The 15,326-nt window shown below is 43.5% G+C and carries 13 protein-coding genes; 3 read left to right on the top strand and 10 right to left on the bottom strand.

Annotated elements, in window-relative coordinates; translation table 11 throughout:
• Positions 1-47 precede the first annotated feature (47 nt).
• From F0364_RS25800 to F0364_RS25760, 9 genes are all read right to left on the bottom strand, one after another.
• Entirely contained in the window at positions 48-1,466 is a 1,419-nt protein-coding gene (locus F0364_RS25800) for an anthranilate synthase component I family protein (protein ID WP_153800708.1), read from the bottom strand.
• A gap of 280 nt (positions 1,467-1,746) precedes the next feature.
• On the bottom strand, positions 1,747-2,007 hold the full coding sequence (locus tag F0364_RS25795; RefSeq protein WP_153800707.1) for a hypothetical protein: 261 nt from the start codon (positions 2,005-2,007) through the stop codon (positions 1,747-1,749).
• Positions 2,008-2,143: 136 nt separating this feature from the next.
• On the bottom strand, positions 2,144-3,283 hold the full coding sequence (gene hisB, locus F0364_RS25790; protein WP_153800706.1) for a bifunctional histidinol-phosphatase/imidazoleglycerol-phosphate dehydratase HisB: 1,140 nt from the start codon (positions 3,281-3,283) through the stop codon (positions 2,144-2,146).
• Positions 3,284-3,342: 59 nt separating this feature from the next.
• Positions 3,343-4,071 (bottom strand): tRNA pseudouridine(55) synthase TruB, encoded by a 729-nt coding sequence (gene truB, locus F0364_RS25785; RefSeq protein ID WP_153800705.1) that lies wholly within the window; start codon positions 4,069-4,071, stop codon positions 3,343-3,345.
• A gap of 177 nt (positions 4,072-4,248) precedes the next feature.
• Positions 4,249-5,592 (bottom strand): DUF58 domain-containing protein, encoded by a 1,344-nt coding sequence (locus tag F0364_RS25780; RefSeq protein ID WP_153800704.1) that lies wholly within the window; start codon positions 5,590-5,592, stop codon positions 4,249-4,251.
• A gap of 2 nt (positions 5,593-5,594) precedes the next feature.
• Positions 5,595-6,572 (bottom strand): AAA family ATPase, encoded by a 978-nt coding sequence (locus tag F0364_RS25775; protein ID WP_153800703.1) that lies wholly within the window; start codon positions 6,570-6,572, stop codon positions 5,595-5,597.
• Between the two features lie 338 nt (positions 6,573-6,910).
• Positions 6,911-8,146: a DUF4350 domain-containing protein gene (locus tag F0364_RS25770; protein WP_153800702.1), complete on the bottom strand. Its 1,236-nt coding sequence runs from the start codon at positions 8,144-8,146 to the stop codon at positions 6,911-6,913.
• 17 nt (positions 8,147-8,163) lie between these two features.
• The gene (locus F0364_RS25765; protein WP_153800701.1) at positions 8,164-9,003 is read right to left on the bottom strand and encodes a DUF4129 domain-containing protein; all 840 of its coding nucleotides are present in this window, start codon (positions 9,001-9,003) and stop codon (positions 8,164-8,166) included.
• 7 nt (positions 9,004-9,010) lie between these two features.
• Complete coding sequence (locus F0364_RS25760) at positions 9,011-9,961, bottom strand: stage II sporulation protein M (RefSeq protein ID WP_153800700.1); 951 nt, start codon at positions 9,959-9,961, stop codon at positions 9,011-9,013.
• A 141-nt stretch (positions 9,962-10,102) separates the two neighbouring features.
• Between F0364_RS25760 and F0364_RS25755 the strand changes: the two genes are divergently transcribed.
• Positions 10,103-10,897, top strand: a complete 795-nt coding sequence (locus tag F0364_RS25755; protein WP_153800699.1) for an RDD family protein — start codon at positions 10,103-10,105, stop codon at positions 10,895-10,897.
• Positions 10,898-11,087: 190 nt separating this feature from the next.
• Here F0364_RS25755 and F0364_RS25750 read toward each other — a convergent pair whose 3' ends face one another.
• A complete protein-coding gene (locus F0364_RS25750) occupies positions 11,088-11,546 on the bottom strand; it encodes a DUF5362 family protein (RefSeq protein WP_153800698.1) in 459 nt (152 codons plus the stop codon).
• Between the two features lie 126 nt (positions 11,547-11,672).
• On the opposite strand from F0364_RS25750, the gene F0364_RS25745 reads away from it, so the two are divergent.
• Positions 11,673-12,026, top strand: a complete 354-nt coding sequence (locus F0364_RS25745) for an ArsR/SmtB family transcription factor (RefSeq protein WP_153800697.1) — start codon at positions 11,673-11,675, stop codon at positions 12,024-12,026.
• A gap of 217 nt (positions 12,027-12,243) precedes the next feature.
• Positions 12,244-15,291: a tetratricopeptide repeat protein gene (locus tag F0364_RS25740; RefSeq protein ID WP_153800696.1), complete on the top strand. Its 3,048-nt coding sequence runs from the start codon at positions 12,244-12,246 to the stop codon at positions 15,289-15,291.
• Positions 15,292-15,326: the final 35 nt, after the last annotated feature.

The following is a 15,326-nucleotide window of genomic DNA, read 5'->3' as shown; positions in this document are numbered from 1 at the left end:
AAACTTACTCTGTCACCTCAACAGCCAAAGTCTCCCTTTAGGGAGATTTAGAGGGTCTCAGCCAGCTCAATTGCTTTTTTAAGTGCCCCGAGTTTGTTATTTACTTCCTGCAGTTCGCTTTCAGGTTTGGAAGCTGCCACCACACCTGCCCCGGCCTGGTAATGCAATGTGTTTTGCTTACTCAGGAAGGTGCGTATCATAATCGCATGATTGCAGCTTCCATCAAAGCCAATAAATCCTATACAGCCTGCATAATATCCGCGAACAGAAGGCTCGTACTCATCTATCAACTGCATGGCCTTAAACTTGGGTGCGCCGCTGAGTGTGCCCTGGGGAAACGTTAAGGCTATTAACTCAAAAGGGTTGGCGCCTGGCCTTGTTTTGCCGGTAACTTCACTTACAAGATGTATTACATGAGAATAATAATGCACCTGTCTGTAATGATTAACCACCACTTCATCACAACAACGGCTAAGGTCGTTACGGGCCAAATCCACCAGCATGGTATGTTCCGCGTTTTCCTTGGCATCTTTCAAAAGTTCTTCAGTAAGCTGTTTATCACGTTCTGCATCGCCTGTTCGCTTAAATGTGCCGGCTATTGGGTGCACTATGGCGTATCCATTCTTTATAATCAACTGGCTTTCCGGGCTGGAGCCCATCAGCTTGTAATCGCCATAATCAAAATAGAACAAATAAGGAGATGGGTTTACACTGCGCAAAGCACGGTACACATTAAATTCATCACCACTAAACTGCTGGTTATACCGGCGGCTTAATACAATCTGGAACACATCGCCCCGCAAACAACTGGCTATGCCTTTTTTAACCATAGACCTGTAATCCTCATCCTCCATATTGGTTGTTTCCGCACCCTGCTGTTTAAAGGGAAACACAGGCACATCCTTGCTCCTTATCAAAGATTCCACAACTGCCACGTCGCTTTCCACTCCGCCTATTACGTTTTCGCAGAGAAACATTTCATCTTTAAAATGATTAATCACAATCACGTACTGGTATAACCTGTAACGCATCAGCGGTATTTCGGGGGCTTGCTGCGCTTTAGACGACTTCAGTTTTATTGTTTCAAAAAATTGCACAGCATCGTAAGTGCAATACCCAAAAAAGCCCTGCGCCATTTTAAGGTTTTTATCTTCGGGTTCATTCACTTCAAAGTTTTGCATAAACTCCCATACCAGCGCCGGCACATCAACACCTGCATCTATATTCTGGCGCTGCGGTTTTTGCGCAGGCAGTTTAAATTCAACCGAATCATAACCGCTTATTTCTATGCCACCAATGGCATTTACGCCAATGTAGGAATAACTGTTTTCCGCGGCGCGGTTATCAGCGCTTTCCATCAGTATAGTATCCCTGAAACGGTCCCGCAACCGCAGGTAAATACCTACCGGCGTGTAAATATCCGAGAGCATTTTTTTGTAGCGTGTGGTAATGTTAATCTTCTTCATATCCCTATCCCCAAGGGGAAAATTTGTTTCGTAAATGGTGAATATTTTTATGGGCCCGGCGGCATTACTACTATGATGCTTTGCTTGCGTCGCACTCTTGTACGTTCTTATCGCTCTTCGGCAATGTGCAACATCTTAACAAATCTTACAAACCCTTACACTCAGTTCGCAGCAAAAAAAAACCCCGACATATATGTCGAGGCCTACTATTTTATAGAACATCATCAGCAATGACGCTACAAGCCCCGACAGGAGTTTGTGTGCCACCACCAATGAATATTTAAAATTGTTTTTTGCATTGCGTTGCGAATATGATACAGAAAATTGAAACGAACAAAAGTTTTTTAAACAGTTCGCTGCCACTATCGTTCGCATTGCCGGACTTTTTCATTTTTTGCAACCAGCAATTGATTTGCTTTTGCATTTCTGCATGTGTTATAAAACGGCCCTGCTCATAATCATTCAATGCTTTCTGTAACTTATTCTGCAATTCCGGGCTAAGTAAACTAAAATCAACCGGCTCCAGTCCTTTTATTTTCAAAAAGTCTCACATTTTGCGAAGCTGTCTACCCGGGTCTGAAAAGCCCCCCAATGAACCGAACGATGAAAGGATTGCGACGCAACAGGCGATGCCATGAAATTCTATCGCTGGTATCCAAAACCTATTGCACAAAATTCTACAGCACACCTTTGGTGCTTGGCAAATAGTTACTCAACGGATCCCTTTTTACGGCCATGCGTATGGCTTTGGCAAAGGCTTTAAATATAGCTTCTATTTTATGGTGCTCATTGGTACCATCGCACTCAATGTTAAGATTGCATTTAGCAGCATCGCTGAAAGATTTAAAGAAGTGGTGAAACATTTCGGTAGGCATCTCCCCCACTTTTTCCCGCTTGAATTCCGCATTCCACACAAGCCAGTTACGGCCCCCAAAATCAATCAGCACTTTTGCATCTGCTTCATCCATCGGCAGGGCAAAACCATAGCGCTCCATACCACGTTTGTCAGCCAATGCTTTAGCGAAAGCCTCACCAAGCGCCAACCCGGTATCTTCTATGGTGTGGTGTTCATCTATATGTAAATCGCCCTTTGTTTCAATAGTCAAATCCATTTTACCATGGCGGGCAATCTGCTCCAGCATGTGGTCAAAAAAACCAATACCGGTATGTATGCTGGCGTGGCCGCCGCCATCAACATTCAGCTCAACATGTATTTTTGTTTCGTTGGTATTGCGGTTGTGCTGCACCTGGCGCAACCCAAGTTTCAAAAACTCATAAATGTCTTTCCAGCTAATGGTTTCCAGTGCAATAAAAGGCCGGAGCGCATCAATACCAGATTTAATTTCGGACGCACCAAGCGAGGCATCGTTATTGAGCCAGATAGCTTTGCAGCCCATGTTTTTTGCCAGTTGAACATCCGTAATCCTGTCGCCAATTACAAAAGAGTTTTCTATATCGTAGGCAGCATTATGCATGTAGCCGGTAAGCATGCCGGCATTAGGCTTTCTGGTAGGGGCATTGTCTTTTGCAAAAGTTCTGTCAAAATGAAAAGCGGAAAAATGTATGCCTTCGTTCTCCAGGCTTTTGGTTACAAAATTCTGCACGGGCCAAAAAGTATCTTCAGGAAAATCAGGCGTTCCCAGGCCATCCTGGTTACTAACCATTATCAACTCGTAATCCAGTTCTGCCGCAATAGCCGACATATACTTAAACATGCCGGGGTAAAACTCCAGCTTTTCAAAGCTATCAATCTGGTAGGTTGGCGGTGCTTCTTTAATAAGCGTTCCATCGCGGTCTATAAAGAGTATGCGTTTCATGCTGCAAGAATAATGATTTTACCATAGCGAAGTGTTTTGACACAAGCCATGTTACAGGTTTAGCCAATTATATTGAACTGTTCGAATTTTTCTTTAAGGGCTGTTATCTCTTTTTCAAAATCTTCCAGGCTTTGCGCTTCAGGCAAGCCAAACATACCAATTCTTGTGCGGCACAACTTGCTGAGGTAGGCGCCAACGCCAAGTGCTTTTCCAAAATCGTTGGCAAGGCTTCTGATATAAGTGCCGGTTGAGCACACAACCCTAAATTCTACCAACGGCATATTTAGTTTTGTTATTTCGAATTCTTTAATGGTTACAGGCCGGGGTTCCAATTGCACTTCAATGCCCTTTCTTGCCATAAGGTAAACTGGTTTTCCATCTTTTTTTATGGCGGAATGCATGGGCGGCACCTGCTGTATTACACCGGTGAACTGTTTTGTTGTTTCCTTCAATAATTCCGCGGTTATGTGGGAGGTATCCTTAATATTTTCCGGCACGGATTCAAGATCGTAAGTGGGTGTTACCGCACCTAAAGTAAATGTTCCGGTATATTCCTTTTCCATGCCCATGTACTCATTAATCTTCTTGGTAAACTTTCCGGTGCATATAATCAGCAGGCCGGTAGCCAGCGGGTCAAGCGTACCGGCATGGCCAATTTTGGAGATCCTGGTAAGTATGCGTATTTTTTTAACGGCGTCAAAACTCGTCCAGTGCAGGGGCTTGTCAATCAATATCACTTTGCCATCAAGATAAGGCTGCAGCGCAGGATGAATGGGCTTTTGCTTCATAGCGGCGAAGGTAAAGAAAATAGAGGTTAAGCTACCTGACCTGCGCCTGCCCAGGTAGCTACATGTTGTTGCACATTGCTGCGCAGAGAAATGAAAGTACAAGAGTGCGACGCAACGGAAGCCCAATGCTTATTCTTCTGCCGGGCCCATAAAAAGTATTTGCTTTGGCAGGTATGCCTACAGCATCTGCTGTGCTTTTATTTCCAGGTATTTATTAATAGCATTAACGGTTAACTGTTGCGGCGTGGTAAGCAGGGTAAGTATGCCCTGGTGCTGCAATTCTTTAACCATCTGCCTTTTTTCCAGTGTAAACTTTTCGGCAATGGTCTTTATGTAGATTTCTTCCGTATTGGATGCCGGGCTGTGCAACAGCGTTTTAACCTCTGTATTTTCAAAGAATACCACCAGCAGCAAATGATAATGGGCAATCATTTTAAGGTAAGGCATCTGGCGCTGAAGGCCGTACAAAGATTCAAAGTTGGTAAACAGCACCAGTAAGCTTCGCTGTTTTACACGGCCGCGTATATAGGCATACAAGGCTTCGTAACTGGCATCGGCAAAATTTGTTTGCTGCCGGTAAAGCGTTTCCAGTACAGCTTCCATTTGCATGGATTTTCGTTCAGGCGGCAGGTAGCTGTCCACTTTCTGTGCAAACGTAAGCAAGCCCGTTTTATCCTGTTTATGCAGGCCAATGCTGGATAAAACCAGCGCAGCGTTAATGGCATAGTCCAGCAATGTAAGGCCGTCAAAAGGCATCTTCATGCTGCGGCTTTTATCAACCAGGCAAATAATTTGCTGGCTTTTTTCATCTACATAGGTGTTTACCATCAACTGAGATTTCCGGGCCGATGCCTTCCAGTTGATGGTGCGGTAGTCATCGCCGCGTACATATTCCTTTATCTGCTCAAATTCAACACTCTGCCCGCTTTTGCGCAAGCGCTTGGTACCGGTTTCCTGCAAGTCGTTGGATACAGCCTGCAAGCTGTACCTGCGCATCTGCACATAAGAAGGATAAACCTGCACTGTTTGAGCGGCCGGAAAGCTAAATTTTCTTTTGGCCAGCCCCAGCGGACTGCAAACTATAGCCACAATATTGCCAAACAGGTACTCGCCTCTTTCATAAGGCTTTACTATATATTCCAGTTCAGTTTCACTTTCAGGCTGCAGTTTAATACGCTTAAGCATTTTACCAAATTGAAACTGGATGGGCAGTTCATCAATAATTTCAGCCTCTGCAATAAAGTTGTATTGGTTATTCAATACCAGCACCACCTTATTATCATCTCCGTTGCTAAAACGGGGGGATGTTATGCGTTGTGCCTGCAGCGCCTCTTTTTTGCGATACAGGATAAACACATCCACCAGTATGGCAAAGCACAAAAAAGCCAACCCGGCTTTGCCAACGTTCAGCAATGCCGGCACATAAAACGAAATAATAAACAGCAGCACCAATGCGGCGCCGGCCACATAAGTACGTTTACCCAGGTAAAAGCTATGGTAAAAGGTAGCGGGGTTTGCCAAGGTTAACGCGGTATTTCAAGTGAGTGAATAATCTGCTGTATAACGTCATCGGTGGTAACGCCTTCCATTTCTTTTTCAGGCGAAAGGATGAGCCGGTGGCGCAGCACATGCGGTGCCGCAAACACAATATCGTCGGGTATTACAAAGTCGCGGCCACTGATGGCAGCTATGGATTTGGATGCATTCATCAATGCCAGCGACGCCCTTGGCGATGCACCGAGGAACAGCGATTTATGGCTGCGTGTGCTGGTTACCAGTTTGGCTATAAACTGCAGCAGTTTTTCATCTACAAGTACCTGTTTTGAAAGGGCCCGCACAACCTGCACATCTTCCGCACTTAAAACAGGCTGCACGTTAGAGAACACATCACTGTTGCCCAACTGGTGAAAATTGGCAAGTATTTTCGTTTCCTGTTCCTCTGTTGGGTAAGGCACGTTTATCTTAAACAAGAACCTGTCAAGCTGCGCTTCGGGCAGGCGGTAGGTACCCTCGTATTCAATCGGGTTTTGTGTAGCTACAATCATAAACGGCGGCTGCATCGCGTAACTGTTACCGTCAATAGTAACCTGCTTTTCTTCCATTACTTCAAACAGGGCCGCCTGCGTTTTTGCCGGTGCACGGTTTATTTCATCAATCAGTACCACATTGCTGAAAACAGGGCCTCGTTTAAATTCAAACTGCGACTCTTTGGGGTTGAATATGGATGTACCCAGTACATCGCTGGGCATAAGGTCTGGCGTAAACTGTATGCGGGAAAAATCCACCGCCATACTTTTGGCTACCAGCTTGGCGGTTAAGGTTTTGGCAACACCAGGTGCGCCTTCAATCAGCACATGGCCATCAGTAAGTACAGCCGCTATAATAAGCCTTATCATTTCATCCTGCCCCACAATTACCTTCTTTATTTCACCGGTAATCGCAAACACGGCCTCGTTAAGTTTGGCCAGGTTAATCCGCTCTTCAAATATGCTTTCTTCCATTATGTATGTTTTATGTTCTTTTATAGATAAAGGATTTATATTCCATTATTCTTTATGCCCGCATTTTTTTATGGGACGAGCTTTGGTTACTACTATGATGCTTTACTTGTGTCACTCACTTGTACGCCTTGTCCGCTACTCAGCATTGTGCAACAGGTTTTGATTGTTCAATGTTCGTTTGTTCAATGTTCGTTTGTTCTTTATTCCGGCTCAAACATTAGCACCTTTTTTTAAAATCCTACATGCTCAGTACTTGTCCGCATCATACACCCCACATCTAACATCTTACATATTTAGGTTGCCTACATCGTACATCCCACATCATACATCTTACATTTTCACGCTGCTGTTGCATAAAACTCAGTAAATTCCTGGTGCAGTTCAATTAATCTCTGTTCGTCAACATATCCGTCTGCCTGTACAAGCTGTACTTTTTCAATCAGCCTGCGTGTTTTTTCTTCATCGTAACCAGATTTACCAGACAGCGTTTTTATAAAATCATCATCCAGTTGCCCGGTTGGGATAAGGTATTTGGTACGCACAAAATCAAGAAAATAAACCACCATTTTCCGGGCCAGGTTAGCATGGTCGCCTTTCTCAAAATAAAGCCTGCCAATGGTTTTAATAAAATCCATTGAATCATTTTTAGGCTTCTCCAATACAGGCACAAAACGCTGTGCCCGTTTGGCATTCAGCAGTATAAATATACCTATCATCGCCATGGCTAAAAGCAGGGCCCAACGGAAAGGCTCATGCTTCATCAACACCCTGAAAACAGAGGGTTCTTCACCGTCCTCATCTTCCGCCAGCTTATACCTGTAATACTCATCCCAAATTACCTTTTTCGTTGAACCCTCCGGTACCAGTGACAGAATACTTTCCAGATATCTGATGTTTTCCTTGTACAATAAAAAATAGTTAGCCAGCAGTAAGGGATCGCTATGAATCAAAAAGCTGCCCTTTCCGGAGCGTAGACGTAGAAAATTTATTCTGTTATCAGAATTTTTTCCAAGCAGTTCATAATACGAAGTATCATAAGAACGAAAAAAAGTGGAAAAAGAAATTCCCGGGTTAACATAGCTGCTAACACTTGCAGGAAACTGCGGCGTTACGAGGCTTACCTTATTAGACGGTTCAATGAAATATGAATTACCCGTTTGTCCATTTGATGATCCGCTTTCAATTTCCAAACCCAGAAAATCTTTTGCCTTGCTGCTCATATCACTTGTACTGATGAAAATGGTATTGCCCTCTTTTACAAATTCATTCAAAAACTTTAATTCATCATGTGAAGGATTAAACTGTTGACTTACTATAAACATAAGCGTTTTGCCCTCACTTATATAGTCATAATCGCCCCACTGTGCAGGTGATGTGCGCCCAATACTTGTTTCTGCCCCTCTAAACATACTATCCAGCAGGTTATACACCGCGTACAGCCCGTAAGGGTTTTTATACTTGCGGTTGAGTGTAATGCGTTCGTCAAAAGTTTTGCTTTTGTTACCGGCTATGACTAATATTACCACCAGCAGCACAACCGCCCCCAAAATGATATAAATAATATTCTTCTTCAACAGTAGGTTTGTTTCAGTTAATTAAATTTTTCAAAGCTGCCCTGTATAGCCGCAAACTGTTGCTGGCTGATGGTAAAGTTGCCATACCACACATACTCGTAATTGCGGGCCGCTGCTGCAAAGTCTTTAAAATATGCGGAGCCATTCAGTTCCAGCAAATAATCCATATTGGTTTTATCTTTTTCGTACCGCAGCAGGCTTTTCTCAGACATGGTTTTGAGCATGCGCAAAAAAAACAACCTGGTGGCAAGCCGGTAGTTATTTTCCGCAACGGCCTTATTAATGTGCGTATTAAAATCAATATCAAAAATATTCTCCGGCAATTCACCCTGCGCTACCTGCTGTTGAATGCGCTTTCCGTGAGACCCAAATCCAATTCTATTATTTACCAGGTACATAATAAATACAACCACAAGGGTACCAATCATTAATGTCCAGATAATGGCTTGGGCTGTTGAACTGCCGAGTATTTTAAAGAAAGACTGCCAGAAATCTGAAGAATTGTTAACCGCCTCTTCCTTTTTTTTGAACTCCTGGTTAATGTACCAGAAATCTTCGTCTTGTTTAATATTGCTGACGGCTGTTGGTGGAAAACTGCGTACGGAAGAAAGGGTATCGGGCTGTTTTAAAGAAAACCGGGTACCGAAATCGCCAAAAGAAGTATCGGCTTCTTCATCGTATTCTTCTTCGCTATCGCCGTAAACTACAGAAGTATCAACCATGGCATCAGTAGAATCTACGTAGTCTTCGTCATCCAGGGATCGTGTTTGCGTAGTATCTGTAACCTGCCCGGTTGCGGCGGAACAGATAACCTGCATCAACAATAATAACAATAACAGGGGCCTCAATTGCTTCATACTATCACTATGCGGTTCTTAATTTTTTACTCAAATTACGCGGATACACTACAAAGTAGCCAATAATAAAAAAAAGCGACAGCAGCAATATTGGCAGGCTTAACCAAACCGGCATACGGTAATAACGGGTGATAAAGCCTTCTACAAAAGCCGCTACAACAAACACCGGTACCAGGCCTATAATTATTTTAACCCCTTCTTTCGCGCCAAGCTTTAAAGCTTCCAGCCGCTTTAACGTACCGGGAAAAAGCCAGCTTTTACCCAATACCACGCCGGCAGCGGCGGCTATTATAATAGCTGAAAGCTCCAGCGTACCATGCAGCATAACCGTTAAAAAAAACAAGCTGCCATAGCCCTTGTTATAAAACATGTACTCAAAAGCGCCGAGCCTTACGGCTTCTTTTATCATGCTGTATAAAGTAGGTATGCCCGCCAGTATGCCCTCAGCATAGTATTTAAAAGATACGCCGCAATTATTGATCATGATGCCCAGCCACATTAAAGTACTGTTGCCCCCTTGATAAACCCCAAACGGGTTACCGTCTTCAATATTTTTTTCCGTCATATTCACGTAACCGTCGCCCATCATATCCCTTACAAACCGTTCATCAGTTTTAGAGGAGTAAAACCCAACAAAAAAGAAGAGCATAAATAATACAAAGCAAACCAGCAGTACATAATGGTGTTTGGCTACGGTAAGCGGCAGGTCGTACTTAAAAAAGCGTACAAAACGGTTGGCTTCCTCCTTCCTGTTGCGGTAAATGGACAGGTAGCGCCTGGCAGCTTCCGCGTTTAAAAACCGGGTTACTTTGCTGTGCGGGTAAAAAGTTTTGGAATAGCCGAGGTCGTCTGTTAACTGTATAAACTCCGAAGCCATTTCATCTGTATCGGCAGAGGGTTGGCTGCTGAACTGTTCCCACCGGTCTTTGTTCTTTTTAATAAATAAGGCTTCTCTCAAGGGTATTTTTTTTCAAAATAAACAATTAGTTGTTACACACGCCACTAAATAATAATTTTAATCTTTGGGGCTGCGCCGGTAACCAGTTCTAAACCCTCCGGCAGTTAGCTGTACCTTTTTTTGCATCAACAAGTTTTTTACATGAGCCGGCTTAAAATCCTTACATCCTTTAACATTGAGCTTGATTTTGAAACCGCGGAGTTTCACAAAAGGCTTTTTGCATGGATAATAGATTACATCATCATCATCATTTACATGTTTATCGCGTTCAGGCTTAGTAGCTCACTGCTACAAAATACCGCTAAAGTTGATGACATGGACCTATGGTCTATTTTTTTAATCATTCTTTTACCCACTTCTTTTTACCCCCTGGTAACAGAACTTACCATGAATGGCCAAACTATTGGCAAAAAGCTGCTGGGCATACGGGTAATTAACGAAACCGGTGGCAACGCTACCGCCAGCCAGTTTGTTATCCGCTGGATGCTGCGGTCTTCCGGCTTGCTGGTGATTATAGTTATTTTGGCAGTTCTGAGCCTTAACCAGCAATTAATAGGCTCTTTATCTTTTACATCAATCATTGTAATAGTAGATATTCTTTGTGCAGTTATTTCCAAAAAAGGCCAGCGCATAGGAGACCTTGCGGCCGGTACATTGTTAATTAACACACGCAGCAAGGCAGACCTGCAGGAAACCGTTTTTGTGGAAACGGAAGACACTTATGTTCCCGTTTACCCGGAGGTGATGAAACTGAGTGACCGCGATATGAATGTTATCAAAACCGTATTGAGCGCCATCTCTAAAAGAAGCGACTGGGCCCTTGCAGACCGCACAGCAAGTAAAGTTGAGTCTGTACTGAAAATTAGTTCCAAACACGATTCTGTTACTTTCCTGGAAACGTTGATGAAAGACTATAACCACTTATCAACCCGGTAGTGCCAGGGTAAGGGTTTACATTTTAAACTGCCAGGTATATTGCCTGCCTGCAAAAAAAACAGCGTGCTGCACTTTTGGGTGAGGGATTGAAGCGGATACCCCGGTGAAGGCATTGTGCGGCGGCTTTGTGCCGGAGTATGAGCGGAAAGCCCGACCCCTTGCGATAGCTTGGGGGCACCCCCTAAAAGATTTATCCAACCGCAGCGCCAACTACAATCAATATTAATATAAGAGCATATAAAGCAAGGCCTATAATAGTTAACACACCCAGAAATTTAAAGCAGGACTTAAGTTGGGAGAAAGACCGTACGAGCTTTTCCTGGTCCTGCGATTCCAGCGCTTTAAGCATTGAACTGGAATAGTTGTAAAGAAACAGGCAGGGAAAAAAATACAATATTGCACAAACAACATAAATAACAGTAAGGGTTGTAGCGCCTAACACACCGGCGTTGGAATACCTACCCCCACCATCCATACTGGCCAATGTATTAAGAAAAGTACCAGTAAAAGCAGCAAGCAATAAAGCTAAGCCACAAAACACAAACCCGACAATGGCTAAAAATTTTCCCCATTTGGCTGAGCTGTAAAGATGGGCAGAAGCTGGCTGGTCAATGTGCAGCTCAAATAAAGACACCTGGTTTGTTTCCATAACTGGCAGTTAGTTTAAGGTTTATAAAGAACTGAAAATACAACATTCTTATTAATGGCGGCAATTACTGTTGTTTAGCGTAACCAACCCGCTACATATCTTTGCTGCCGGAAATTTTACTAATTTATGAGAAGAGATGTTTTTCAGGCCATTGCCGACCCCACCCGCCGCGAAATAATCAACATTATTGCCCGCCAGTCGCTTAACCTGAACGCCGTGGCCGACAACTTTGAAGTAAGCAGGCCTGCTATTTCGAAACATATTAAAATTTTAACGGAATGCGGTCTTGTTATCATCAGGCAGCAAGGACGGGAACGCTTTTGCGAAGCCAATCTCTCCTCGCTGGGGCAGGTTTCTGACTGGATAGACCAGTACCGTGTATTTTGGGCCGGCAAGCTGGATGCACTTGAAAATTTTCTTGCCAACGAAAAAGTTACTCCCCTAAAAAAAGAACGCAGAAAAAAAACGAAAAACAAATAGCATACACTGTTATGCCGGCCTGCAATTATCTCACCTGGTAAAATTGAACTTTTTATTGGCTCTTTCAGGTTTTTAACGAGCGGCAGCAACGTTATCCACAATTGTGGAATGCTCTTTGTTTGTAAGCCCTGCCGTGCATGTTACCTTAGCGGCGATTTTACGTTTTCTTAAGAAAGCATTCAAAATATTCGCAAAAAATATTCGTTCGGAACAAGATATGAACCAACATATAAAAAAGGCTGCCCTGTTAAGCGTAATTCTACTTTCCACCTACGTTTCAAGGGCGCAGTTTACCAAGGCCAATGATGACCCCGATGCAGATTTTAAACTTGCCAAGGAGTTATTTCAGAAAGACCAGTTTAGCCTTGCATATCCTATGTTTAAAATGCTGGATGAAAAAACGAAAGCCAACAGCAGCATACCTGTAACCATACAGTTGGAAGCCCGGTATTATTCACTGGTTTGCGGGCTGCAGTTAAACGATATTACAGCGGAAGACAAAGCCAAAGAGTTTATTGCCATAGAGCATAATACGCCACGCATACAAATGCTGAGCTATCACCTTGCTGAATATTATTACCGGAAGCAAAAATTTGAGCAGGCGATTGATTATTACGAGAAAACAGTGGAAGATAACTTAGGCAACCGCGAAATTGCCAATATGAAATTTCACATGGGCTATGCTTACTTTACTATGCAAAGGTTTAATGAAGCAAAACCGTTATTCAATGCTATAAGGCAAATACCATCCGATCCAAATTACTACGATGCCAACTACTACTACGGCTTTATAAGCTTTAATGAAAAAAATTATAAGGAAGCGGTAAGTGCTTTTACTGTGATAGATAATCAGCCTGCTTACCAAAGCGTTGTGCCCTACTATGTTGCGGAGATATACTATTTTAACGGTGAGCGGGATAAAGCCATTGAATATGGCGAAAAGGCTTTACAAAAAGGCGGCCAGTACTACGATTTAAAATTGCGCCAACTGTTGGGCCATGCCTGGTTTGAGAAGAAAGAATTTGCCAAAGCCATGCCTTACCTGGAAAAGTATGTAAGCAATACTGAAAAAGTAAGCCGGGAAGATTTATACGAGCTTTCTTACTGTTATTACGAAGCCAAACAATGGAAAAACGCGATAGCCGGGTTTAAAGAACTTGGCGGCAAAGAAGATTCGTTATCGCAAAACAGCATGTACCTGCTGGCAGACGCTTATTTAAAAACAGGGCAAAAGCCAAGCGCCAGGAATGCGTTTTTATTCTGCGCTTTAAACAGCAGCAACCTTACCCAAAAAGAAATTTCCAAATTTAACTATGGCAAGCTTTCTTACGAACTTGGCTACCAGGATGTAGCATTAAACGAGTTGCAGGGTTTTGTAACGGGCTACCCCAAAAGCGAATACATTGTTGAAGCAAAAGAATTGCTGTTAAGCGTACTGGCCAATACCAACAATTTTAAAGAAGCCCTTAGCCTTTTTGAAAGTATGGGCTCGCAAAGCGAAACTGTACGCAAAGTATATCCGCGGGTTTTATATGGCAGGGCTGTTGAACTGGTTAACGACCAACAGGTGGCACAGGCCGACAATCTGTTGAACAGGTTGTATGCGGCGCCTTATAACCAGGCGCAGTTACCCTACGCCAACTTCTGGAAAGGCGAGATAGCTTACCGTACCAACCAGCTTGATTCGGCTATTTACTACATGGAAAATTATCTTAAATCTTCCGTTAGCCTGGGTGATGTAAACCCCGCCAACGCAAAGTATATTCTGGGGTATGCCAATCTTAAACAGGAGAACTACCCCAAGGCGCTCAGTTGGTTTGAACAGGTTACCAAAACAATTTCCGCACAGTCTGACAACGTGCAGCAGGATGCCTACTTACGCAGCGCAGACTGCTACTTTATGGATAAGAAATTTCCGAAAGCTTTGCAGATGTACGAAACTGTGTTAAACTATAACCTGCCCGCTGCAGACTATGCGCTTTACCAGAAAGCCATTATTTCCGGTGCATCTAACAGGTATGCGGAAAAGATTAGCCTGATGCAATCCCTCTCCCAGCGTTACCCGGCTTCATCGCTGGCCACCGATGCCAATATGGAAATAGCAGGCACCTACATGGCCAATGAAGAATTTCAAAACGCCGTAGCGCCGCTCAGCAATATTTTAAAAGCCAAAAACAGCGAAGCATACAAGCCACAGGCTTATTTGAAACTTGGCGTGGTATATTATAACCTGAACAACAATAATGAAGCGCTGAACAATTTTAAAAAACTCATCTCCGGCTACCCTAACTCATCAGAAAGCGAGGAAGCCGTAGAGTATGTAAGAAGCATTTTTATAGAAAACCAGAAACCATCAGAATTCATTGCTTTCATGCGCCAGAACGGCAAGAATGTTAGCTATACAGAGGAAGATTCCATTACTTATGTTGCAGCCAACATTGCTTACGAAAACAAGAACTATGATGCCGCTGCCGGTGCCCTTGGTAATTATGTAAAGCAATATCCTGATGGGCGCTATGTAATTGATGCCACCTACCAGATGGCGGATATTTACAACAACAGGAAAGATTTTCGCAATGCGGCCAATTATTACCAGGCCGTTGCTCAAAAAGCGCCTAACAAATACGCAGAGATAAGCGCCCTGCAGGCAGCCCGCATCAGCTACTTTGAGCTGAAAGATTACAATACAGCGGAAACCTATTTTATACGGCTGAAGGATTTGGCCGTATCTCCCGAAAACAAACTGGAAGCTATGCGTGGCTTGTTGCGCTGCCAGTACAAGCTGGCCAAATGGAGCGATGCGGCGCCCAACGCACAGGATTTATTGCAACAAAAAGGCATAGCTGCAGATGATAAGATGATGGCCAATATGGTTATTGCCAAAAGCCTGCAGGCCAACAACGAGCTTGACAATGCTATTACTACTTACCGCCAGGTGGTGGCGTTGGGCAAATCAGAATATTCTGCTGAAGCCCGCTACCGCATAGCAGAAATATTGCTTAGCCAAAACAGCTATGCGGATGCTGAAAAAGCTGCTTTTGATGTTATTAACAAAGCCGGTTCTTACGATTACTGGATTACGAAATCTTACATATTGCTGGGAGATATTTACTTTAAGCAAAAAGATTATTTTAATGCCGAAGCCACGCTGAAGAGCGTATCAGAAAATGCTACGGATGAAACATTGCGTAAAGAAGCGCAGCAAAAGCTGGATGTTGTAATTGTTGAAAAAAACAAAAACAGCAAAGTAGCCAGCAACCAGTAATACCAGTATTACATTAACAGCGCAGCAGCGCCAAT

It is taken from the genome of Foetidibacter luteolus (assembly GCF_009650435.1).
Taxonomy (GTDB): Bacteria; Bacteroidota; Bacteroidia; order Chitinophagales; family Chitinophagaceae; genus Foetidibacter; species Foetidibacter luteolus.
The sequence above is the reverse complement of the archived record's forward strand: the minus strand, read 5'-3'. Positions and strand labels throughout refer to the sequence as shown.

What these genes read in the sequence shown, in the direction of transcription:
- F0364_RS25755 (WP_153800699.1), top strand. Translation starts at nt 10,103, where the DNA reads ATGAGCCGGCTTAAAATCCTTACATCCTTTAACATTGAGCTTGATTTT.
- truB (WP_153800705.1), bottom strand. Translation starts at nt 4,071, where the DNA reads ATGAAGCAAAAGCCCATTCATCCTGCGCTGCAGCCTTATCTTGATGGC.
- F0364_RS25800 (WP_153800708.1), bottom strand. Translation starts at nt 1,466, where the DNA reads ATGAAGAAGATTAACATTACCACACGCTACAAAAAAATGCTCTCGGAT.
- F0364_RS25750 (WP_153800698.1), bottom strand. Translation starts at nt 11,546, where the DNA reads ATGGAAACAAACCAGGTGTCTTTATTTGAGCTGCACATTGACCAGCCA.
- F0364_RS25745 (WP_153800697.1), top strand. Translation starts at nt 11,673, where the DNA reads ATGAGAAGAGATGTTTTTCAGGCCATTGCCGACCCCACCCGCCGCGAA.
- F0364_RS25765 (WP_153800701.1), bottom strand. Translation starts at nt 9,003, where the DNA reads ATGAAGCAATTGAGGCCCCTGTTATTGTTATTATTGTTGATGCAGGTT.
- F0364_RS25740 (WP_153800696.1), top strand. Translation starts at nt 12,244, where the DNA reads ATGAACCAACATATAAAAAAGGCTGCCCTGTTAAGCGTAATTCTACTT.
- F0364_RS25775 (WP_153800703.1), bottom strand. Translation starts at nt 6,572, where the DNA reads ATGGAAGAAAGCATATTTGAAGAGCGGATTAACCTGGCCAAACTTAAC.
- hisB (WP_153800706.1), bottom strand. Translation starts at nt 3,283, where the DNA reads ATGAAACGCATACTCTTTATAGACCGCGATGGAACGCTTATTAAAGAA.